This is a genomic window from Streptomyces sp. NPDC058284 (genome assembly GCF_042881135.1).
Taxonomy (GTDB): domain Bacteria; phylum Actinomycetota; class Actinomycetes; order Streptomycetales; family Streptomycetaceae; genus Streptomyces.
In genome coordinates this window covers 597,427-619,170 of sequence record NZ_JBHVYE010000002.1, presented here as the reverse complement: position 1 = coordinate 619,170, position 21,744 = coordinate 597,427, and the positions used below count along the sequence as shown (strand labels likewise).

The 21,744-nt window shown below is 74.1% G+C and carries 16 protein-coding genes; 3 read left to right on the top strand and 13 right to left on the bottom strand.

Annotation, left to right across the window (positions count from 1 at the left end; translation table 11 throughout):
* Positions 1–34: 34 nt before the first annotated feature.
* The 13 genes from ACFVYR_RS05890 to ACFVYR_RS05830 form a co-directional block, all read right to left on the bottom strand.
* A complete protein-coding gene (locus ACFVYR_RS05890; protein ID WP_384261104.1) occupies positions 35–1,345 on the bottom strand; it encodes an NADase-type glycan-binding domain-containing protein in 1,311 nt (436 codons plus the stop codon).
* Between the two features lie 192 nt (positions 1,346–1,537).
* Entirely contained in the window at positions 1,538–2,167 is a 630-nt protein-coding gene (locus tag ACFVYR_RS05885) for a phage tail protein (protein ID WP_384261101.1), read from the bottom strand.
* The gene (locus ACFVYR_RS05880) at positions 2,164–4,125 is read right to left on the bottom strand and encodes a putative baseplate assembly protein (protein WP_384261099.1); all 1,962 of its coding nucleotides are present in this window, start codon (positions 4,123–4,125) and stop codon (positions 2,164–2,166) included. The genes ACFVYR_RS05885 and ACFVYR_RS05880 overlap by 4 nt, the downstream gene beginning before the upstream one ends.
* A gap of 6 nt (positions 4,126–4,131) precedes the next feature.
* Positions 4,132–4,545 carry a GPW/gp25 family protein gene (locus tag ACFVYR_RS05875; RefSeq protein WP_361733957.1) on the bottom strand — a complete coding sequence of 138 codons (414 nt, stop codon included), beginning with the start codon at positions 4,543–4,545 and terminating at the stop codon, positions 4,132–4,134.
* A 48-nt stretch (positions 4,546–4,593) separates the two neighbouring features.
* Positions 4,594–6,513: a VgrG-related protein gene (locus ACFVYR_RS05870; protein WP_384261096.1), complete on the bottom strand. Its 1,920-nt coding sequence runs from the start codon at positions 6,511–6,513 to the stop codon at positions 4,594–4,596.
* The gene (locus ACFVYR_RS05865) at positions 6,510–7,259 is read right to left on the bottom strand and encodes a LysM peptidoglycan-binding domain-containing protein (protein WP_384261093.1); all 750 of its coding nucleotides are present in this window, start codon (positions 7,257–7,259) and stop codon (positions 6,510–6,512) included. The genes ACFVYR_RS05870 and ACFVYR_RS05865 overlap by 4 nt, the downstream gene beginning before the upstream one ends.
* 1 nt (position 7,260) lies before the next feature.
* A complete protein-coding gene (locus tag ACFVYR_RS05860; RefSeq protein ID WP_384261091.1) occupies positions 7,261–7,698 on the bottom strand; it encodes a phage tail protein in 438 nt (145 codons plus the stop codon).
* Between the two features lie 62 nt (positions 7,699–7,760).
* On the bottom strand, positions 7,761–9,692 hold the full coding sequence (locus tag ACFVYR_RS05855; protein WP_384261088.1) for a hypothetical protein: 1,932 nt from the start codon (positions 9,690–9,692) through the stop codon (positions 7,761–7,763).
* Positions 9,693–10,143: 451 nt separating this feature from the next.
* Positions 10,144–11,166: a hypothetical protein gene (locus ACFVYR_RS05850; RefSeq protein ID WP_384261086.1), complete on the bottom strand. Its 1,023-nt coding sequence runs from the start codon at positions 11,164–11,166 to the stop codon at positions 10,144–10,146.
* Positions 11,167–11,431: 265 nt separating this feature from the next.
* Entirely contained in the window at positions 11,432–11,590 is a 159-nt protein-coding gene (locus tag ACFVYR_RS05845) for a DUF6760 family protein (protein ID WP_362342012.1), read from the bottom strand.
* Positions 11,587–12,033: a hypothetical protein gene (locus ACFVYR_RS05840; RefSeq protein ID WP_150186699.1), complete on the bottom strand. Its 447-nt coding sequence runs from the start codon at positions 12,031–12,033 to the stop codon at positions 11,587–11,589. Before ACFVYR_RS05840 ends, ACFVYR_RS05845 begins: the two co-directional genes overlap by 4 nt.
* The gene (locus tag ACFVYR_RS05835) at positions 12,033–12,476 is read right to left on the bottom strand and encodes a phage tail protein (protein WP_205040150.1); all 444 of its coding nucleotides are present in this window, start codon (positions 12,474–12,476) and stop codon (positions 12,033–12,035) included. Before ACFVYR_RS05835 ends, ACFVYR_RS05840 begins: the two co-directional genes overlap by 1 nt.
* Before the next feature lie 73 nt (positions 12,477–12,549).
* Positions 12,550–14,145 carry a phage tail sheath subtilisin-like domain-containing protein gene (locus ACFVYR_RS05830; protein WP_384261082.1) on the bottom strand — a complete coding sequence of 532 codons (1,596 nt, stop codon included), beginning with the start codon at positions 14,143–14,145 and terminating at the stop codon, positions 12,550–12,552.
* A 469-nt stretch (positions 14,146–14,614) separates the two neighbouring features.
* Here ACFVYR_RS05830 and ACFVYR_RS05825 point away from each other — a divergent pair, with 469 nt between their 5' ends.
* The 3 genes from ACFVYR_RS05825 to ACFVYR_RS05815 all read left to right on the top strand — a co-directional run bounded on the left by ACFVYR_RS05825 (position 14,615) and on the right by ACFVYR_RS05815 (position 21,621).
* Positions 14,615–18,247, top strand: coding sequence for a BTAD domain-containing putative transcriptional regulator (locus tag ACFVYR_RS05825; protein ID WP_384261080.1), 3,633 nt, complete (start codon positions 14,615–14,617; stop codon positions 18,245–18,247).
* A gap of 327 nt (positions 18,248–18,574) precedes the next feature.
* On the top strand, positions 18,575–20,221 hold the full coding sequence (locus ACFVYR_RS05820) for a peptidoglycan-binding protein (RefSeq protein ID WP_384261078.1): 1,647 nt from the start codon (positions 18,575–18,577) through the stop codon (positions 20,219–20,221).
* Entirely contained in the window at positions 20,218–21,621 is a 1,404-nt protein-coding gene (locus tag ACFVYR_RS05815) for a hypothetical protein (RefSeq protein WP_389611330.1), read from the top strand. The genes ACFVYR_RS05820 and ACFVYR_RS05815 overlap by 4 nt, the downstream gene beginning before the upstream one ends.
* The last annotated feature ends 123 nt before the right edge of the window (positions 21,622–21,744 follow it).

The window sequence follows — 21,744 nt, the reverse complement described above, 5'->3', positions numbered from 1 at the left end:
CCGCCCCCGTCCTCATACGTGGCCCCCGGTGGTCCTAGTCCGTCGACCGGCCGAAGAACTCCAGCTCGGCGATGGCCACCTGTCGGTCCTTGGCGGCGCCGTAGGCGGAGCGCAGGACGAGTCGTGCGCTCACCGCGTCCCGTACGCGGACGTCGACCTTCTGTGCGCCGCCGTCGTTGATGCGGCGGTGCATCGTGTGGACCTTGCCCGCCGAGTCGCTGACCACCAGATCGAACTCCATCGGCCTGGCCTGCTCGGCGGCCTGGGCGCTGCGGGGTGAGGTGCCGGGGGTGATCAGGAGGTTGAGCAGGTCGGTGGGCTGGTCGAAGTCGGCCTGCAGCCACTGGCCGGCCGAGTCGCCCGCGTAGCCGGTGCCCCACCAGGTGTTGGAGTAGCCGTCGAAGGCGAGCTTGGCGGCCTGCTTCGGGGCGGCGTGCGAGGCGCTGTAGTCGTTGGGGTGGACGGGGACGCGCTTGGCGAAGTGGTCCTGGATGGCGCGCGCGGCGGGCGGTCCGCCGAAGATGCCGCCGACCACCAGGCCCGCGACCACCGCGATGCCCACGGCCCGGGCGATCCAGCGGGTGCGGTCGCGGTGCAGGCGGGGGCGTTGACCGGCGTACGGGCCCTCGGCGGCCGGGCCCCCGAAGTCCTTGAGGGGGCTCGCGCAGTTGCGGCAGAAGTGTCGGCGGGGGGCGTTGGGCGTCGCGCAGCTCGGGCACGGCATGCCGGACTCGGGCTCGGCGGGCACGGCGGCCTGCCGCACGCGGGGCCGTGCCGCCTCGGGCCTGCCCGGCAGCACGCCCGGGCTCTCCGGCGGCGCGGCGGGGCCGGAGGCGTCGGGCACCGGCACGAGCAGGGAGCGTATGGCCGTGTCGGAGGGGGACGACGAGGACGGGGCGGGGGAGGGCGGGGAGGTGGGCGCCTGGGAGGGGCGGGAGGGGGCAGGGCCGGCGGGGCCGTTCGATGGGAGCGGCACGGTGGTGTCGGTGGTGTCGGTGGAGCCGGGTGCGCCGGGCGCGCTGGGCGGATCGGCGGGGGCGCCGTGCTGTTGTCGGGGGTCGCTCGGCGAGCCCGTGCCGGCGCCGGTGGTGCGGGGGTCCGGCGGGGCCGGGGTTCCCGTGGCGGGCGCGGAGTCCGGGGCGGCGGGGCCTGCGCCGGGGGCGGGTGCGGCGTCGGGGGAGTTGGCGGGGCCGACCGGCGTGGCAGGGGTGTCCCAGCGGAGGAAGGCGCCGCAGGAGTCGCAGAAGGACTGGCCGTGCAGGCGGGCCGGGGTGCCGCACTCGGGGCACGGGGGCGTGTTGGCGTGTGAGTTCGGCATGTCGTCCATCTCGGGCTGCTGGGGCATGGCTGGGGCCTGGGTCGGGAGTCGGGGTCGTCCCTCAGCGCGGCGGGCCGCGCGTGGTGCGGTGTGTGCGGTCGCAGGGTGCGGGCTCGCCCCGGCACCGGATGTACCGGGTGTACCGGGGCGAGTCCGGCGCCGCCGCGAGCACGCGTGTCGGGCGTCGCGGGGCGGACGGCACTTCCAAGGACACGGGGCCTAGGTCCCTTCAGGAGGAGGTGTGGCGGTCACCTCGGCCGTGAAGGGGAGGTGGGCGGGGCGGGCCGCCGCGACGACGGACCGCAGGCGGTGCGGGTCCACCGAAGCGGGGTCGCGTACGCGCAGGGCCACGTGCAGCCCGGGGCGCGGGGTGCCGGGGAAGGGGCCAAGCGGACGCGGGGACCAGGTCGCGCCGCCGCTCTCGGTGATCTCCGGGCGTACTCCGAAGGCGAGTTCGACGGCGGCGGACAGGCCGCGCCGGGTGCCGCGGACGCGGTGCAGGTCGACGGCGGAGGCCACGGCGTGGCGGCGCAGCGGCAGCGGCTCCGTGCCGTCGAGTTCCGTGCCGACCCAGTCCGTCAGCCAGCCGACGAAGTCCTCGGGTGCCAGGGCGGGCGTGAAGTACGCCTCCAGGCAGTCCAGGACGGTGAAGACGGGTGCGAGCACCACATCGAGGCCGGAGACGAAGCGCAGCACGAAGTCGTCGTCGGCGAAGACGGCGGGCAGCTGCTCCCCGATGGGATGGGCGGAGCCGAGGCCCGGCAGCGTTCCGCGGCGCGAGCGGGCCGTGGCGCCGTCCGACGGTGTGCTCGTCTTGCGCAGGTCGAGACCTCCGGTGGCCGCCGTCATCGTGCCTCGATGACGCGGACGCGGTGGTCGAAGGAGAAGAGGAGCGCGGACGGGGCGAGTTCGATGCGGTCGGTGGCGTCGCCGCGGCGGCCGGTGAGCGGGTCGGCGGGGTGCAGGAGCACCTCGTCGACCAGTTCCACGCCCGGGACCCGCTGGAGCGCGGCGAAGATCTCGCCGGCCCGCAGCGGCCTGCCGAACGGCCAGCCCTCGCCGTGCGCCCCGCCGGTCAGCGGGTCGAGGTAGTCGTAGAGCGCGTCGAGGGCTTCGGCGCGCACCTGTTCGGCCTGTGCGGCACGGAAGGAGTGCAGCGTGGCGACGACGGTGACGCCCTGGTAGTAGGGCGGTCCGACCGAGAGGCGGGTGCCGAGGGGGCGGCGGTCGTCGAGGAAGTCGGTGACGCGGGAGAGGAGTTCCTCGCCCGGTACGAGCTGCTCGAAGCGGAGCCGTCCGCCGAGGTCCGCCACCGCCTGCGGGACGACGAGGACCCGTACCGCGTTCTCGCCGACCTCCGCGGACTCCGCGGCCAGGCAGTGGATGCGGGCCGTCTCGGGGGCGGCCCGCCGTGCCAGCTCCTCGTAGTCGCGGGCGGTGACCGCCCGCTCCTGCGCGCGCAGCGCGATCGGCGCGCGGACCTTGGCCTCCTGCACGGTCTCGCCGTCCACGCCGCCGCGTGCCGCCTCGCGGTTCTCCACCCGGGCGACGTACGGAATGGAGCTGCGAAGGACCTGGATCGCGCCGCGGGCCACGTTGCCCGCGCGGCCACCGCCGGTGCGGTAGCGGGTCGCGCGGATCGCCGCGCCCTTGGCGGGCACCGCGCCGAACTGCCGCAGGGAGCCGTCAGGTTCGCGTACCGCCGGGCCGAAGGCGATCTCGCCCGTCGCGGCGTCGAGGGTGACGTGGGGGTCGTACGGGCCGGACGCGGCGAAGTTGTCCACGACCTGCCACGTGTGCCAGCCGGCGGCCTCTCCGTCGGAGACCTCCAGGACCAGCGGCGGCCGGTCGGCGACGACCGGCGCCTGGGCGAGGCGGACGCGCTGGCCGGGCACCCCGGTGGAGTCGCCGAGCATCTCGTCGCTCACGACGTCCGCGTGGGCGACGACGGTCGTGCCGCCGATGGTGAACGCGGACGCGGACCGTACGGTCGGCGAGGCGCTGTAGAAGGGCTGGCCCTTGGCGGCCTCGGTCACCCGGCAGCGCACCCAGCCCGCCTCCTGCCGGCCCACGCGGGAGACGATGTGGCCGCCCGGAATGTGCAGGACGACCTCGCCGGGCCGGTTGAGGCCACCGGTGGAGTCCTCGTCCACCTCGCACTCGGTCCAGCCATCGGCGGTCCACGCCTCCCAGACCAGCGGCGGCTGGCGCGGGTCGACGCCCACGCCGTCGACCCGGCTGTCCAGCTCCAGCACGGCCGCGCAGTGCGGCACGGCGGCGCTCAGCCCGAAGAGCAGGGTGTCGCCGGGGCGGGGGGATTCGGCGAAGACCGTCACGTCACGGCCGCCGAAGACGTCCTGCCCGCAGTCCTGCGGCGTGCCGCCGTCCTCCTGGCGCAGTACGGCCGCCAGTTCGCAGGGCACCACGGTCAGATCCGCCTCCGTCGCGAAGGCCACGGCCTCCTCGGTCTCGGTGCGGCTGGTCGCCACCTCCGTTCCCGCGGGGAGGACGACCGGTTCGGTCTGGGGTGCGGAGAGCCAGAAGGTGACGTCGGCGCGGGCGGCGGAGGGCGGGAAGAGGGTGACGCCGAGCAGGTCGAGGAAGGCCAGGTGGTTCTTCTCGGGTACGCGGTTGAGGCGGTAGACGATCTGGTCGGCCATGTGCGCGACCGCCTCGACGAGGGTGACACCCGGGTCGGAGACGTTGTGATCGGTCCACTCCGGGCAGCGCTGCTGGATGTAGCGCTTGGCGTCGTCGACGAACTGCTGGAAGCGCCGGTCGTCGAGGTGCGGTGCGGGCAGGGCCATCGGACTTCAGACTCCGCTCTCTGATTCCGTGGACGGGATCACGTAGAAGGGGAAGACGAGACTGCGCGGGTTGTTGGTGCCGCGCACGCTGTAGCTCACGTCGATGAACAGGACGGACGGGTCGTCGGGGGCCGGGCTGACCTCGACGTCGAGGACCTCGATGCGCGGCTCCCAGCGGTCGAGCGAGGAGCGCACCTCGTACCGGATGCGGCCCGCCGTCGCCTCGTTGACCGGCGCGAACACCATGTCGTGCACGGCGCAGCCGAATTCGGGCCGCATCGGGCGCTCGCCCGGCGCGGTGGCGAGCACCAGGCGGATCGACTCCTCGATCTCGCGCTCGCGCCGGGCCAGCGCGATGCCGCCGCCCGCGTCGATACGCAGCGGGAACGTCCAGCCCGCGCCGACGAACTGTTCACTCATCTCCAGCGACCCCCTTGAGGCACATGTGACCCGGCTCCCCGCACTCCACTAGAACGGGATGCCGTTGCGCAGGACGGCCGGTGCGCTCAGCGCGACCGTGGCCGGCGAGCTGATGGCCGCCGCGGCGCCCGCGTTGACGGCCACCGCGCCGACCGCGGTGACGGAGATCGCGCCGACCGCGTTCACGGCCACCGCGCCCGCCGACTTGAGGCTGACGACACCGGCCGCGTTGATGTCGGCCATGCCGCCCGCGTTGACGCCGAACTTGGCACCGGCCTTGATGTCGACGGCCCCGCCGGCGCTCATCGTCAGCGAACCGCCCGCGTTCAGCGACAGGTTGCCGCCCGCCCTGATGCTGACGTTGCGGGTCCCGGAGATCGACACCGAGCCGTCGCTGCGGATGGTGACGCTGGTCTTCGCCTCGTCCATGTGGACGGTGAGGCGGCCGTTGCCGGTCTGCAACCGGATGCCGCTCTTCATCCGGGACTTGGCGTCCACCATCTCCATGATGTGGCCGCTGCGCGAGGAGACGGAGCGCCAGTTGACCCGGCCGCTGGTCCGGTCGATCGGCTGCAGCCCGTCCGTGTTGGGCGTCGGCTTGTCGATGCCGTTGTACAGCCCGGCGAGGACGTAGGGATGCTCCAGCGAGCCCCGGTCGAAGGCGACGAGCACCTCGTCGCCGACCTCGGGCAGCATCAGGCCGCCGCCCCGCACCCCGCCCAGCTGCGCGACACGGCACCAGTCGCTTTCGTACGTGTCCGAGAGCCAGGGGAAGCGCAGCTTGACGCGGTTCAGCCTGAGCGGGTCCTTGGCATTGCTGACCAGCGCGTTCGCGACGCCCGGCATCGGCGGCGCGGCGTCGGCGCCGCCCGAGGCGAGACCGTACAGCGAACGGAACTGCCGTCCCGAGACGGTCAGCCACGTCGTGAAAGGCCGCCCCGACTCGAAGAGGTGGCGGACCCCGGTCGCCGTGTACTTCCCCTCGAACGGGAACCCGGCGCCCTTCAGTGCCACGGGCTGCCCGGGACGCAGATCGGGGTTGCCGGTGACCGCGACCTCGACCTCCGCGAAGGAGCCCGCCACGTCGTCGGCCAGCGACTTCGCCGCGTGCGTCACCTGGGCCTGCGTGGTGTACGGCGTCTCGGTGGCCGTCAGCGTGGCCTTGCCGAACGGCTGCGAGAGCTGCGCGGGGGTGATGTCCGCGACGATGTCCTTGCTGCTGACGGCGGGGGACTGCGCGGTCAGCGGGCGCTTGGCCCGCATGTTCCAGCCGCGCACCCCGGCCGTGGAGACCTGCCCGGCGGCGGTCACCGCGACACGGCTGTGCTGGGCGTTGTGACCGAATTCCAGGACGTACGGGCTCTGCGCGGCCGGAGTGGTGTCGGACGGCGCGCCCGCGGCGGGGTCGAGCTTGGCGAAGCGCAGCTTCCCGTTCTCGTCGAAGGAGAGGTGGGTGTCGTTCTCCTGGGCGAGGCGGGAGAGGAAGTCCCAGTCGGTGATGTTGGGCTGGGTGGCCAGCTCGTAGACGGTCGGCGTGGAGTCGATCTTGCCGATCTTCAGGCTGTTCAGGCCGGCGATCCGGCGCACGATGTCGGCGGCGGTCATGTTCGGGTAGCCCTGCACGCGGCGGTTGCGCAGCAGCCGGTGCCCCGGGTCGTAGCCGCGCACGACGAGCGACTTGCCGCCCGCGTCGGCGTCCACCTCCATGGCGGTGACCTCACCGGTCAGCATGGGCTTGCCGCGCCGCCCGTCGGTGAAGGGCGAGAGCACCGCCTTGGCGCCCACCTTGATCTGCGGGAACTTCTCCAGGATGTCTCCGCCGGCGTCGGCGAAGGTCAGCTGGAAGGCGGACGGCACGTTCACGCTGGAGTCCACCCAGCCCTCGACGAGCAGTACCGCGAGCTTGTCGGGCAGCGGGGCACCGCCGATCTCGGCGTGCAGGACGCTGGTGTACGTCTTCTCGGTCATGCGGACTCCACGGGCGTGGCCATCGGGTGTGCCTCATCGGCGGCGGGCAGCAGCAGCTCGGTGCCGGGTCTCAGCCGCATCGGGTCGTCGATGTCGTTGGCCTCGGCGATCAGCCGCCAGCGGGTGGCGTCCCCGTACTCCCGCCAGGCCAGCGATGCCAGCGAGTCACCGGCGACGGTGCGGTGCACACGGCGGGCGGAGAGCGCGCCGGAGGTCGGGTTCTGCCCCTTGGTGGGCATCGCCACCTCGGTCAGCGACAGCGAGCAGGTGGCGCGGATCGGCTCACCGGTGGGGTTGAAGAGGGTGTACGTGGCACTGACGCTGGTCACGTACGCCACGAACTGCACGGTGTTGAACGACCCCCACGAGAACCGCACCCAGGGCGGCGACGGCCGCTTGGAGGTGAGGCTCTGCGGTGTCACCTCGCAGCAGGAGAGCAGCATCTCCACCTGCTTCTGCACCTTGCCCGAATTCGGGGTGCCCGAGGAGTCGAGGAAGACCTCCAGCTGGAGGGTGGCGGGGGCGGAGCCGGTGAACTTGGGCGGGGCGCCGCGCGTGTAGGCGACGGCCCGCTGCGTACGCCACTCGGCCGAGCGACCCATCTGCAGCTGCGTCGGGTTGAACTGGAACTCCACCTCGCCGATCCGTCCGCCCATCGACCCGCCGAGATCGGTGGGCGGCTGGTGGATGGCGAGGGCGGCACGCACCAGGCTCGCGCCGGCCCGGCCGCCGGTGGGCGCTGCCATCTCAGGCACCTCCCGCGTCGGTGAATCCGTGGTGCGCGATCTCCAGCGTCTCCGTCGCCACGGCCGGGCTGTCCGGGCTCAGGCTCGGCCCCTGCCAGCGCACCGGCAGCACCTCGACGAGCCCCCACTGCGCGACGATCGAACCGTCCGCGCGCAGGGCCGCGATCTGTGCGGTGGGCCGCGAGATCCCGGTCGCGATGGACGAGATCCAGGAGGCGACGCGGGAGGTGTCCGCGGTCAGCGGCCGGGTGAGCCGGATGGTGGAGAACGTCACGCGGGTGGGCAGCTGCCAGACGAACCCGTTGTTGCCGCCCTCCTGCCGCTGCTCCACCTCCACCTCGGAGGACAGCCCGTCGCAGCCGTTGAACAGCCCGAGGTCCTGGCCGTCGATGGTGAGCTTGAAGAAGACGGTGGAGCCTGGGTCCTGGGGCGAGGGCATGGGATTTCTTCCTGGATTCTCAGCGGAGGCGGTTCTGGGCGGGGGTGCGTGCTGGCGGAGCGTCAGCGTCCGTGGTCGCGGAGCCGCCCGATCCGCTCACGGTCGCTGCGGAGCTCCGCACGCAGCAGCCGCGAGAGGGGAGCGAGGAGGCGCCGGGCGAGGTCGTCGAGATCGGCGGGGGTGGATTCGGCGGCAGGGGCGGCGGCGGACTCGGCGGCGGGCGCGGGCTGCGTGGACTGCGCGGGCGCGGTGCCGCTCGCGGCGGCGCCGGTTCCGGTGCGGGCGACGGTGGTGGGCTGGTGGGGCGCGGGGGTGGCCGCCGTGCGCTGGACGGGGGCGGCGGGCGCGGCGGGGAGAGCTGTCGGGCGTACGGGGGCCTGCGCGGGGGCCGGGGCCTGCGCCTGCGGGGCGTGGGGCGAACGGCGTACGGCGGGCGGGGCGGGGGCGTGCGTGCGCCGGGGAGCCGGGGCGGCGGGCTTCCCGAGCGGGACGACGACCGGGGCGACGGGTGCGGGGGACGGGGCGGCGTGCCCGCTCCTGCCCCGCGGTCCGAGCCCGGCGCCGCCGGACGACCGCTGGAGGGGAACGGGGCCGGGGACGGTTCCGGGGGCGGGCGCGGCGGCCGGGGCGGCGGCTCCCGAACGTCGCCCCTGGGCCGATCCCTGGGCCGCGGGGGCGGGAGAGGGGGGCGTCGGTGCGGTACCAGTCGCCGGGGTCTGGACGGACAGGCCTCGGGACGGGGCGAGGGGGCGGGGGCGGTTGCTGCCGGGGTCCGCGGGGCGGTAACTGCCGGGTGCGATGCGGCGGTTGACCGGGACTACGGGGAGGGGTCGGGGGCGAGGCTCGGAGGCGGGGGTGGGCGCGACGGGGGGTATGGGCGCGGGGGCAGGTGCCGGGGTGGAGCCTGTGGCCGGGGCGGGGGCGTTGCTGTTCGCGGCCTGCGGCGTGTGCTGCATCTGCTGCGCCTGCTGCGGGTTCTGGGCTTGCTGAGTCTGTTGCGCCTGCTGGGTCTTCTGCGCCTGCTGTGCCTGCTGTGCCTTCTGGACGGGAGTGATCGGCGCGCCGATCGGGGTCCGGCGCGGACGGTCCTGCGGCGCCGGTACGGAGGACGCGGAGGGCGCGGCGGACGGCTGGCTCAAGGGCTGGCCAAGGCCCGGGCGCGGGGCACCGCCGCCGTCCTGGGCGCGCCGGACCCGGCGTACGTGAGGCCGTCGCTGTACGGGCTGAACGGGGGAATTCGCCCGCACAGCGACGGGGTCGGGGGCCGCGGAGGCGGCGTGCGTCCCCGGGCCGGCGGGGGGCACCGGCCCGGGGACATCGGTGGGCCGGGCGCGGGTGGCGGCGTCCGGCGCGGCAGTGGTCGAGGTCGTGGGGGTGGCGGGGGTGTGCGGGGCGGCGCTGGTCGAAGGGGTGCCGGTGGAGGCGGAGCCGTTCGGAGCAGCGCTGTTCGGAGCAGCAGCGCTCGGGGCGGTGGCGGATGGTGCGGTGGCGTTCGGTGCGGTCGCGGAGGGTGTCGTACGCGTGGTTCCGACGGGGTACAACTGCCGCTGCGGCACCACGGCGGGCGCCGCGGCCACGAGCGGAGAGCGCCCTGTCCGCGAACGCTGCACCACGGGCACGGTGCGGGTCGGCGCCGAGGGGGTCGTCCCCGGAGCTTGGTGCCGGGTTCCGGTCTCGGTGGGGGAGGCCGTCGGGCCGGGTGCGGGGACGGTGCGGGCGCCGGTGAGCGGCGCGGTTCGGGGGGTGCGCTGCGCGGCGGGGGCCGGGGCTGGGCCGCTCGTGCGGGGAGCGGTCTCGGCGTCGTGCGGCGCTCGTTCGGTGGGTGCGGTGGTGTGGGGTACGTCCGCTTCGGGGGTGGGGGTGGGGGTGGGGGTGGGGATCGGGGACGTACGCGTACGAGTGTGCGTCGGCTGTTCGCCGGACCGGACCCGGCGCTGGACCGCTTCGCCCACCTCGGTGATGGGGGTGCCGGTCGGCTGACCCTCGGTGCTCACGAGGGGGGTTGCCGCGCTGCTCAAGGGCTTGGTGGGGGGCGTGTCCGTACGGCGGTCGCGAGTCGCTGCGTCACCGGCTGCGTCACCGGTGGGCCGGGAGGAGGCCGAGTTGCCCTTCTCCGAGGCGGGCTCCGCCGAGGCCCGGGGCGCGCCCTTGCGTGTTCCGCCGTCTCGCGTGGGCCGTGCGGCCGCTCGCTGGACGGGCGCGGAGGCCGCCGGGGCGGCAGGGTTCGCGGCGGACCGAGACGCGGAGGCGGAAGGGGCGGAAGAGGTCGGGGAAGCGGGGGTGGACGGGGCAGCTGACGCCGACCTGGACGCCGGGGCGGACGGAGCAGTGGATGCGGCCCGAGACGCTGGACTCGAGGGAGCCGGGGAAGCGGAGGTGGACGGCTTAGCAGACGTGGTCCGAGACGCTGAAGCGGAAGAGGTCGGAACAGCCGGGGCGGACGGATCAGCGGATGCAGCCCGGGACGCCGGGGCCGAGGGGGCCGGGGAGGCCGGGGCGGACGGGCCAGTTGAAGCGGGCCGGGACGCCGAGGCGGGCAGAGCCGGAGAAGCGGGGGCGGACGGAGTCCGGGACGCCGAGGCCGAAGGGGCTGGAGGAGCCGAGGGACCCGGAGGAACCGGGTGAGTCGGAGAAGTCGAGCCGGCCGGAGCAGCGGACACGGCCCGCGATACCGCCCGGGACACCGAAGGAGCGGAGGAAGCGGGGGCGGCCGAGGCGGATGGTCCGGGGGACGCGGCAGCAGACGCCGACCGGGACGCCGAAGCGGACGGAGCCGGGGCAACCGACGCAGCCGAGGCGGACGGGGCAGCCGACGCAGCCCGAGGCTTCGCTGAGGCAGAAGAAGCCGACGCAGTCGACGCAGCCGAGGGAGCCTGCGGAGCCGAAGAGGCCGTACCAGCAGAGGGGGTAGCCGACGCAGCCCGGGAGGCCGAACCAGCCGATGATGACGTACCAGCAGCCGGGGCAGCCGACGCAGCCCGAGAGACCGAACCAGCCGACGCGGCACCCGCACCCGACCCCCCACGCGCAGCGCCCGAACCCGCAGCATCCGCAGCCGACCCCGCACCAGCCGTCGGAGCCGTCGGCGTCGCCCGGAAAGCCGGGCGCGAAGGGGCGGACGAGGCCGAAGGGGCAGGCGAGGCCGAAGAGGCAGGCGAGGTCGAAGAGGCGAAAGGAGAGAAGCCGGACCCAGCCCCAACTCCAGCACCGGCCCCCTCCGGTTCCGCCGCCTCCGGCCGCCCCCGCACCGGCAGCCGCAGCACCGGCAGGTCCAGGTCGCCCGGCCTGCCCGCGACGGGTGTCAGGACGTCGCGGAGCAGGCCGCCCGGCGCGGAAGCCCGCACCGCGTGGCCCAGTTCGCCGCCGAAGGACGGGTTCTGGTGCGTGGCGAGCCGTGCGCCGAAGCCGTACTCCGCGACCGTCCGGGGCGCCGCGAGGACACGCTGGACCGGCGGCATGGCGGCCCACCCGCCATCACCCCGGGCGCCCGTAGCGCCACCGGAGCCCCCGAAGCCATCGACACCCCCGGAGCCACGGTCGCCCGCGTCCTCACCGGCAAGAGCCCCGGCCCCGGCATCCGCCGAAGCCACCGCACCCGCGCCCGAAGCCGCCGCGTCCGCGCCCGAAGACGCCGTACCCGGCACCCCCGCGTCGTCCCGCGAGCCCCGCCGCCACCTGAACAAGCCCATCACTTACCTCGACTCACCGACCGACTGCGCACCTCACCGACCTGTCACTGCCTCGCTTCCGCCTGCTCCACCAACGTGGCGGTCCGTGCCACGTACGCGCGCCGGTCCGCGTGTTCGAGGTCGAGGATGTCGTCCATGCCCCAGTGGAAGTGGTAGGCGAGATACGCGACTTCCTCCTCGATGCGGTCGGCCGCGTACGTCACGATTCCCCCAGGCGGCTCCCGGCCAGCTCCACCTCGAAGGACTCCGAGCAGTGCGGGCAGGCCACGGCCGCGCGGGTGTGGCCCTCCGCGTTGATCTGCCGGTAGAAGTCCTGCAGGAAGGCCAGGTCGGAGGCGAACATGTTCTCCACCGTGCCGTCGTGGACGGAGCCGAGCGTGCCGAGCCGGGTGATGACCCGGCCCAGCAGCACCACGGACAGGTAGGCGGGGTTCTCACGCACGCGGACGTCCCGCAGCGGCACCAGTTCGTCGCGTGCCGTCGCGAGCCGCATGGCGCCGTTGCGGTGCACGGTGCCGGACTCGTCCACGAAACCGCGCGGCAACTCGAACTCGAATTCCGTACGCAGTGGTTCGCGGACACCCGTCACCGCGCCGGGCACCGTTCCCGCCCCCGCAGCCGCCCCCGCCGGGCCTTCGCGCCGCATTATTCGATGACCAGCTCTTCGAAGACGATGGTGACCTGCTCGGTCAGCGCGGCGGCGTCGCCGGCCTTGACCCCGCTGGTCTCCACCTTGCTGCACCAGGCGTTGCGCAGGTTGTACCGCTTCACCGGGCTGTTCTGGTAGTCCATCATCATGATCGTGGCGTTCTTGCGCGCCGAGCCCATGTCGCCCGCGATGGACTTGTTGATCCACTCGCTGAAGACGGGGCTCTGCGTCATGCCGCGGGTGACCGTGCACTCGCCGGCCTTCTTCACGCCGGGCATCTTCTTCACGACGGGCTTTCCGTCCGCCGAGACCTGCTGGTACTCGATGACGTCCTGCTCCATGGAGAGGCCGCTGACCTCCTGCAGGTACTCGACCATGACACCGTCGATCTGCAGGCCGAAATTGTGGGTAGTGAGGGCGTCACCGGGCTGAAGGGACAAGGGGGTTCACTCCTGTAGCGTTCTTGCGAATGTGGGTGGCTGAAGGCGGTTCGTACGACGGGAGGGCGGCTGTCTACTCCTCCAGCTCGCCGCCCCCGCCGGAGAACTGCGCGAGCCGGAACACCACGAACTCGGCGGGCTTGACCGGCGCGATGCCGATCTCGCAGACGACCCGGCCGAGGTCGACCGACTCCGGCGGGTTCGTCTCCGCGTCACACTTCACGTAGAAGGCGTCCTCGGGGCGCTGGCCGAACAGGGCGCCCGAGCGCCACTCGTTGACCAGGAACGCCGAGACGTTGCGGCGGATCCGCGCCCACAGGGCGTGGTCGTTCGGCTCGAAGACGACCCACTGGGTGCCGATGAGGATCGACTCTTCGAGGTAGTTGAAGTAGCGGCGGACGTTCAGGTAGCGCCACGCCGGGTCGGACGCCATGGTCCGTGCGCCCCACACGCGGATGCCGCGGCCAGGGAAGGCGCGGATGCAGTTCACGCCGACCGGGTTGAGCAGGTCCTGCTCACCGCGGGTGATCTGCAGCTCCAGGTCCACGGCGCCGCGCACGATCTCGTTGGCGGGAGCCTTGTGGACACCGCGCTCGGCGTCGTTGCGCGCCCAGACGCCGGCCATGTGGCCGGACGGCGGCACGATCACCGACTGGCCGGAGGCCGGGTCGAAGGACTTGATCCACGGGTAGTACAGCGCCGCGTAGCGCGAGTCGTAGCCCGCGCCCTCCTGCCGCCACTGGCGGATCTGGCGGGCGTTCAGCGACGGTGGCGGGTCGATGATGGCCATCCGGTCGCCCATCAGCTCGCAGTGCGAGATGAGGCCCAGCTGGACCGCCTTGACCTGCTCCATGTCGATCAGGCCCTGCTGGTAGGCGGCCATCAGGTCGGGCACCGCGACCATGTTGACCTCGTCGAGGGCCTCCAGGCCGCCGAAGCCGGTGCGGTCCGCGGAGTCGCCGATGAACTGGGCGCTCTCCACGCGGGACACGGCGCCGTTCGAGGCGGGCACGGCCGGGGTGGCGGGCGCCGGGGGCGCCAGCGTGACGGTCTGCGCGTCGGGCTTGGCGAGCTGCCCGCCCGCCGCGGCCTCCTCGAGGACAATGGTCTTGGAGCGCTGCCTGACCTGGGTGACCACGTAGTTGCGCGCGGTCTTCTTCGTGCTGACGTCGAAGCTCTCGACGACCTTGTCGCCGTCCTTGACGATCAGCTTGAAGCGGTCGGCGGCGCCCTCGCCCTCGCCGTCCTGTACCTCGACGGTCAGCGCGCCGCCGTCCGAGCTGCCCGTGGTGATCGCGGACACCGTGAAGCTGCCGAGCGCGACGGGCTCGCCCGCGGTCAGCTCCCTGGGGGCCTGCGCCTGCGCCTGGGCGGCGGGGGCCTGCCGCTGCGGCTCGTCGGTGTCGGTGCCGCCGACGCGCACGATGTACGCGGCGGAGCCGCCGTTGTTGAAGAAGCCGTACACGGAGTGCGCCAGGTAGTACCCGTCCGTGAACTCGCCGAACGCGGCCACGTACTGCGACCAGTTGGTCACCAGCGTCGGCTCGTTGAGCGGTCCCCGCGGCGCGAGACCGACGAAGGCCGCCACGGAGGTGCCGACCCCTTCGATGGGGCGCGAACCGCTGGCGACTTCCTCGATGTAGACGCCGGGGGACAGGTAGTTGGGCATGCTGCTGTGCTCCAAGGTTCGAGGGCGAGCGGGACCGGCGCACAGCCGGCACGGATTCGTACCGTGTCGACGATGTCCCACGCGCGCCTCGGTGCGTAGAGACGGACGGACGTCAACGAGGGCAGATGACGGTGCCCGTTCAGCCGTCCGGGGAAACCTTCCGGCCGGAACGTGTGGTGCGGGGCGGGGCCGGACGGCGCTCGGCCGCCGCGGGTTGCCCGTCCGGTCACGAGGATCGGGCGCGGTCCCGGGGCCGCCCGCCGGTCCGGCCGGATGTGGCCGGTCGGTGGCGCATATGCCCCGCCCCCGGTTTCCGCGGCGTCAATACCTGGTCAACATGGGGGTGCGGGGGCCCCACGGTTCGGGGTGACCTTTGGGGCTGACGTAACGTTTGGTGCGGATGGCCATCCGTGGCCAGTACGAACGGGCACTTCGCGGTGCGTCACGGGGCAAGGGGTGCGGGCTGACAATGCAGGGCGACGCGGATGACGCGGCTGACACGGGCGGGGCGCTGTGGTTCCAGGTGCTCGGGCCGGTACGGGCCTGGCGGGACGGCCGGGCCCTGACCCTCGGCCCACCGCAGCAGCGCGCGACCCTCGCGGCGCTGCTGCTGCGCGACGGGCACCCGGTGTCCGCGGCCGAACTGGTGGACGCGCTGTGGGGCGAGGAGCCGCCGATGCGGGCCGTCGGCACGCTGCGTACGTACGTCTCCCGGCTGCGCGCCCTCCTCGAACCCGACCGGCGCTCGCGCGAACCCGCCAGGCTCCTGGTGTCGGCGGGCGACGGCTACGCGCTACGGCTGCCGCCGGGGTCCCTCGACGCGTGCGAGCTGGAGGCCCGGGTGGCCGCCGCGCGCACGATGCGTACCGCCGGTGAACATGCCGACGCCTACGCCGAGTTGACCGCGGCGCTCGCCCTGTCGGACGGTGCGCCGCTGGCCGGCCTGCCCGGACCGTACGCCCAGCGCCAGCGCGACCGGCTCACCGAACTGTCCGTCACCGCCCAGGAGGAGTTCTTCACCTGCGCGCTCGAACTGGGCTGCCACGGTGAGACGACGGCCCCGCTGAGCGTCTTCGCGGCCGAGCATCCGCTGCGCGAGCGCGCGCAGGCCCTGCTGATGCTCGCCCTGCACCGCGGCGGCCGGCGGGCCGACGCGCTCGCCGTCTACGAGACCACCCGCCGCACACTCGCGGCCGAACTCGGCGTCGACCCGGGCCGTGAACTGACCGCACTGTACGAGGGGCTCCTCAAGGGCACGCCGCTCCCGGAGGCCGCGGAGGTGCGGCCGGGTCCGCTGCCCTCCCCGTACGCACCGTCGCCGCAGGCGCCGCCGCGGGTGGGTGAGCAGCGGCGGCGCATACCCGGCGGGCGAGGGCGGGGCCACGGGCCCACGGAGGGCGAGACGGCCGACGCCCCGGAGCGTGAGGGTGGAGCGACGCGTGTGGGGCGTGCGGGGCCGGACGGCGGTCTGAGCGCCGCCCCGCCCGCGAGCGAGGAGCACGCCGCACCGACCGCGCCGTCTCCACAGCCCCGCCAGGCTCCGGCCACCCCGCTCTTCCCGTGCTCCTCGGAGGGCCAGGGCTCCCAGGGCTCCCCTCCGGCTTCTCAGGGTTCCCGGATTTCCCCCGGTTCACCGGTTTCCGCGGGCTCCCCGGGTTCTCAGCTCTTCCCGGTCTCCCCGCTCTTCCCTGCCTCCCCCCTCCCCTCGCGGCCCGACGCGGACCGTACGGTGCGTCACCTTCCTCGGCCTCGTCCCCGGCCCCTGCCGGTCGGTACGGAGCGGGTGGGTTCGGCAGTCGAGGGGCGCGTCCCGGCCCCCGCGCCCCTCACGCCCGCCCAACTCCTTCCTGACGTGCCCGATTTCACCGGCCGTGAGGCCGAGGCGCGGCTGCTTGCCGAGACGTTGCGCGCCGCCGCGTCCGGCAGTGCGATGGCCGTGGCCACGCTCACCGGCCTCGGCGGCGTCGGCAAGACCGCGCTCGCGGTGCATGTCGCCCACGCCTTACGAGGTGAGTTCCCCGACGGGCAGCTGTACGTGGACCTGCGCGGCGCGGACCCCGCGCCCGGCGTGGACAGCGGCACCGCGCTCACCGGGTTCCTGCGCGCGCTCGGCGTCCCCGAGAGCGGCGTGCCGGACGGCCTCGACCAGCAGACCGCCCTGTACCGCTCGCTCCTCGCCGGGCGCCGCGTGCTCGTACTCCTCGACAACGCGCGCGACACCGCCCAGGTACGGCCGCTGCTGCCCGGCACCCCGGGCTGCGCGGTCCTGGTGACCAGCCGCTCGCGGACGATCACCCTGCCCGGGGCGCGCCTCGTCGACGTCGAGACGATGGACGAGGCCCAGGGGCTCGGCCTGCTCCGCGCCATGACCGGCGCCGAGCGGGTGGCCGCCGAACCGGCCGCCGCCCGCGAACTGGTCGCCATCTGCGGCGGGTTGCCCCTCGCCGTCCGGATCGCCGCCGCCCGCCTCGCCGCCCGCCCCGGCCGCTCCGTCGCCGACCTCGCGGCGCGGCTGCGCGACGAGCACCGCAGGCTGGACGAGCTGCGGGTGGACGACCTGGGCGTCGAGGCCAGCTTCCGGCTGGGCTATGAGGCGCTCGAACCGGGCCTCGCCCGCGCCTTCCGCATGGTCTCCCTCTGCTACATGCCGTCCTTCTGCCGGGGCGCCGCGGGCGCGCTCCTCGACGTGAGCGACGAGGAGGCGGAGTGCGCGGTGGAGCGGCTCGTCGACGCCGGGCTCATGGAGCTGCACGGTGAGGACCGCTACCGCTTCCACGACTTGGTGCGGCTCTTCGCGCGGCGGCAGTGCGAGCGTGAGGAGAGCGCCCGGGAGCGCGCCGCTGCCCGGCTCCGCTTCCTCGACTACGTACTGGCCACCGTCATCACCGCGATCCGCCGTACGAAGCCGCACAGCGTGCTGCCCCAGCTGCTGCACGTCCCCGCCTCCGCGGGCAAGGCGCTGCCGGACGAGGCCGCCGCGCAGGACTGGCTGGTGGTCGCGCACTCGCGGCTGCTCGCCGCGGCGGAGAACGCGCTGCGGCATGTGTCGGGCGGCTTGGACGAGGCGGCTGGTTACGCCCCGGGACATGCCTCGGACGATGTGCCGGGTTACGCCCCGGACGGCGTACGGGGTGACGTGCCGGGCGGCGCGTCCGGTGGTCCGGCGGGTGGTCCGCCCGGGCTGCGTCCCACCGTCGACCTGCTCACCGCCTGGTCCCACCTCGTGGCCGGCACCGCCCGCCACCGCGACCTGGAGCCGCTCGCCGAGCTGGCCCTGCGGACCGCGCGCGCCCACGGCGACGAACGGTCGGCGGCCCGCGCGCTGCGGCTCCTCGGCGCCCCGCACTTCGGTACCGAGACGTTCGGCCGCGCCGAGCGGGCGCTGCGCGAGAGCCTGCGGCTCGCCGCGTCGGCCGGTGATCCGCTGGTCGGTGCCGAGGGCAGCCACGAACTGGGCATCGTCCTGATCGGCGTGGGCCGCCACGAGGAGGCGCTGGAGCAACTGCGGCTCGCGTACGCCAGGTTCGGGGCGCTCGGCGGGCACGGTGACCGGATCCGCATCCTGTCCCACATGGCGCGGGCCTACATCAGCCTGGGGCGGCGCGCCGAGGCGGACACCGCGGTGGTCGCCGCGGAGCGGCAGGCGCGGCAGTCGGGCAGCGCGTCCACGCTCGCCCACGTGCTGTACCAGGCGGGCTGCACGCTCCTGCGGGACGGCCGGGCGGCCGGTGCCGCGGAGCGGCTGCGCGAGGCCCAGCGGTTGCACGGACGGGCCCGCAATCCGCGCTGGGAGGCGCTGTGCTGGGCGCGGCTCGCCTACTGCGAACTGGAGCAGGGCAGGCCCGTCGAGGCGATGAAGTGCGCGGACGCGGCGCTGGCGCTGGAGGGGGAGCTCGGTGACGCGTTCTGCCACGCGCTGGCGATGGCGGCGCGGGGGCGGGCCCTGCTGGCCCTCGGCGATCTCGACCGGGGGAGGGGGGCGTTGCGGATCGCGCACCGGGTGATGGAGCGGCGCGGGGCGCTGGAGGCGGTGGAGATCGCGGGCCTGTTGGAGCGGGGGCGGGCGTGGGCGCCTGATGCGGTGGGGTTGGTGCGGGGCTGAGGGCGGGTTTCGGGTGCGGGTCCGCTGTGGCTTGTCGCGCAGTTCCCCGCGCCCCTTAGGTGGTCCGGAGTGCTCGGCACGTGTGTCCCTTGGGTCGTCCGGGGTGTTCGGCGTGGAATGGGTGTTTGGGTGCGGGTCCGTCGTGGCTTGTCGCGCAGTTCCCCGCGCCCCTGGGTGGTCCGGAGTGCTCGGCACGTGCGTCCCTCGGGTGGTCCGGGGTGTTCGGCGATGAGTGGTGGGGTGCCGGTCGCTCGGGCAGGGAAGGTTGCCCCTGGCGTCGCCCTTTTGTACAAGGAGCGGATTGGGGGTGCGGCTTACCGTGCCCGTATGACGTGGTGGAACTCCCTTGACCCGGCCGCGGTGACCGTGGACCCCGGTGGCCGAGCGACCGTACGGCTTCGCGTACGCAATACGGGAGACACGGTCGAGGAGTACCGGCTGGGAGTTGTCGGCGCCCCGGCGGGCTGGACCCGCGTCGAGCCCGAGGTCCTGCGGCTCTACCCGGGCAGCGAGGGCACCGCCGAGATCTCCTTCGCGCCGCCCCGCTCACCGGACGCACCGGCGGGGCCCGCCCCGTACGGCATCCGGGTCGAGCCCCGTGAGCAGCCCGAGACGCGCGACGTCGTGGAGGGCCAGGTCACGGTCGCGCCGTTCTCGGAGGTACGGGCCGAACTGCTGCCGCCCACACTCGTCGGACGCTTCCGGGGCCGCGCCTCGGTCGCCGTGGACAACCTCGGCAACACCCCGCTGACCGCGACCCTCAGCTTCCGCGACGACGCCGACCGGCTGATCTTCGACGTGTCACCCACTGCCGTCCAAGTCGCCCCGGGCCGCGCCGTGTTCGCCAAGGCGACCGTACGCCCGCAGCGGGTGCGGTGGACGGGGGACGCCCAGGCGCACCCCTTCACCCTCGCCGTGCGCCGCTCCGGCGACGAGCGGGCCCACGAGCTGCCCGGCAGCTTCGACCAGCGTCCGGTCCTGCCCCGCGCGCTGCTCGCGCTCGGCAGCGTGGTCGCGGCGCTCTGCGTCGCCTCCGCGGTGATCTGGTTCTCCTACGCGCCCAAGTTCGACGGCTCGGCCCGCGAGAACCGGGCCGGTGCCGCGCCCGCCGCGGCCCCGCAGGGCGGGGAGAAGGCCAAGCTCGCGGACGCCCCGCCGCCGGCCAAGGACAAGGCCGGTGACGGAGGCGAGGGCGGTGACGGCGGCGGTGACGATGGCGGCGGGGGAGGCGGCGGAGAGGACCTGGGCACCGGCGGCTCGGGCGGCGGTGGCGGCGGCGGGGACAAGGGCAGCTCCACCGGCGGCGGCTCGTCCCACGCGGGCGGCGGCGACAAGGAACCCGCGCGGAAGGCGGGCGGCGGCAGCGGCCACAGACCCCGCTCGGGACCGCCCTGGCGGCGCGGCTACAAGTCCGACGTCGTGGTCGAGTACGCCCAGCGCCGCCTCGCGGCCCTCGGCTCCCGCAACCCGTGCACCCTCACAGGCGACTGGACACCCGGCGTCATCGACACGAACACCGAGGCCAAACTCATCTGTTACCAGAAAGCCGTGGTCCGCACCGGCCGCAGCTCCGGACACAACACCGCGCAGATCTTCAGGACCGATCCGCAGGGCACGCTCGGCCGGGCCACCCTGACCTCCCTCTGGGCGCAGGGCATCCGCGCCTCCGACGTCCGGCGCGGCGCCGACAACTGGCAGGTCGTGCAGTTGCAGGCGGCGTTCTGGTGGGCGTCGCAGGCCGGCATCAGCGATCGGGACCTGGACCGCGACCGGGCCTACGCCGAGCACGGCGTCGCCTACTTCAAGCATGGCGGACATCCGCCCACGACCGCCCGGTACAGCAGCAATACCGCGGCCCACATCAAGGAGTACCAGGTGTCCGTCGGCCTTCCGGCGACCGGCGTCGCCGACAGCGCCACCTTGCAGGCGCTCGTCGGCGGCAGCGTCAACAAGCCCGGCGTGGCGGGGCGGTGAGCGGCATGTGGACCTCGCTCGAACCGTCCGCGACCAGCGTGGACCCCGGCTCCACCGCGAGTGTGCGGCTGCGCGTGCGCAACACCGGCGACACCGTCGAGGAGTACCGCCTCCAGGTGGTCGGCGCCACGGCGGGCTGGGCCCGCGTACAGCCCGACGTACTGCGGGTGTACCCGGGCGCCGAGGCGACCGCCGAGGTGCACTTCGCGCCGCCGCGAACCCCGGACGCCCAGGCGGGCCCGACGCCGTTCGGCGTCCGGGTGCAGCCCCGCGAGACGCCGCAGGCCGCGGACGTGGCCGAGGGCCAGATCACGGTGGGCCCGTTCGCCGAACTCCGTTCCGAGCTGCTGCCGTTGATCGTGCGCGGCCGGCTGCGCGCCAAGGCGTCGGTGGCCGTCGACAACCTCGGCAACCAGCAGCTGACGGCCTCCTTCTCGGGGCGGGAGAACGGCGAGGAGCTCGAGGTCGAGGCGGAGCCCGGCTCCGTCCAGGTCGCCCCCGGCCGGGCCCAGTTCGCGGAGCTCCGCCTCAAGCCCGGCACGGTGAGCTGGGTCGGCGGCACCACCAAGCACCCGTTCACGGTCTCCGTGCTGCGGGCCGGGACGCCCGAGCCGGTGGAGCTGCGCGGCACCTACGTCCAGCCCTCGTTCATCCCCCGCTGGGCGATGGCGGTGCTCTCGGTCCTGGTGGCGCTTGGCATCGCCTTCGCCGTGATGTGGTTCCAGCACAAGCCGAGCTTGTCGACCCAGGCCAGGGAGAAGCAGGGCAGCCAGCAGCAGCTCCCGCAGGGTGACGGCATGAAGCCCGCCCCGAGCCCGTCGCCGAGCGCCAGCAAGGAGGAGAAGAAGGAGGAGGAGCCCGCTCCGCCGGCCGGCGGCAAGGACGACGCGCCGAAGGACGACGGCGGCGGCGGTGGCGGCGGCGGCGAGAAGAAGGAAGACAAGCCCAAGGGCCCCAAGACGCACACGATCCGCAGCAGCGAGGGCGGTGGCTGGTACCTGGAGGTCAAGAAGGGCGAGACGGCCGACGGCACCTACGTCGGGCAGAACCCCGCCCTCACGGACGAGTTCGGCAAGAACCAGGACTGGATCCTGCACCACTACCCCGAGTCCGACACCTACGCCCTGGAGCCCGCCAGCGCCCCCGGCACCGTGCTCGACCAGAAGGTCAACACCAACATCGCCCAGATCTTCCACGCCCCGCCGGAGAACATCAGGACCGGCCGGCTGCCGGGCAACCAGAAGTGGAAGCTGGAGCAGCGCCCCGACGGGCTGACCCGGATCGTCGCCGTCGGCTCCGGCGAGTGCCTCGTCGACATGCAGAACGACACGAGCGCCGTCACCTGGAAGTGCGACGACAACAGCAAGAGCATGGGCTGGACGATCTCCGACTGGCCGTAGGCCGCAGGCCGCAGAAGCGGTGAACGGCAGAAGCGGGGGGGGGCCCCCCGGGCGGCCCCCCCACAAAGCCGTGGGGGCCGGCCACGGCGCCGCGCAGCAACCCCCCGCACAACCACGGGGGCC

Excerpts from the sequence above, each read along its gene's own strand:
- ACFVYR_RS05890 (WP_384261104.1), bottom strand. The coding sequence starts at position 1,345 with ATGCCCCAGCAGCCCGAGATGGACGACATGCCGAACTCACACGCCAAC.
- ACFVYR_RS05885 (WP_384261101.1), bottom strand. The coding sequence starts at position 2,167 with ATGACGGCGGCCACCGGAGGTCTCGACCTGCGCAAGACGAGCACACCG.
- ACFVYR_RS05880 (WP_384261099.1), bottom strand. The coding sequence starts at position 4,125 with ATGGCCCTGCCCGCACCGCACCTCGACGACCGGCGCTTCCAGCAGTTC.
- ACFVYR_RS05875 (WP_361733957.1), bottom strand. The coding sequence starts at position 4,545 with ATGAGTGAACAGTTCGTCGGCGCGGGCTGGACGTTCCCGCTGCGTATC.
- ACFVYR_RS05870 (WP_384261096.1), bottom strand. The coding sequence starts at position 6,513 with ATGACCGAGAAGACGTACACCAGCGTCCTGCACGCCGAGATCGGCGGT.
- ACFVYR_RS05865 (WP_384261093.1), bottom strand. The coding sequence starts at position 7,259 with ATGGCAGCGCCCACCGGCGGCCGGGCCGGCGCGAGCCTGGTGCGTGCC.
- ACFVYR_RS05860 (WP_384261091.1), bottom strand. The coding sequence starts at position 7,698 with ATGCCCTCGCCCCAGGACCCAGGCTCCACCGTCTTCTTCAAGCTCACC.
- ACFVYR_RS05840 (WP_150186699.1), bottom strand. The coding sequence starts at position 12,033 with ATGCGGCGCGAAGGCCCGGCGGGGGCGGCTGCGGGGGCGGGAACGGTG.
- ACFVYR_RS05830 (WP_384261082.1), bottom strand. The coding sequence starts at position 14,145 with ATGCCCAACTACCTGTCCCCCGGCGTCTACATCGAGGAAGTCGCCAGC.
- ACFVYR_RS05825 (WP_384261080.1), top strand. The coding sequence starts at position 14,615 with ATGCAGGGCGACGCGGATGACGCGGCTGACACGGGCGGGGCGCTGTGG.
- ACFVYR_RS05820 (WP_384261078.1), top strand. The coding sequence starts at position 18,575 with ATGACGTGGTGGAACTCCCTTGACCCGGCCGCGGTGACCGTGGACCCC.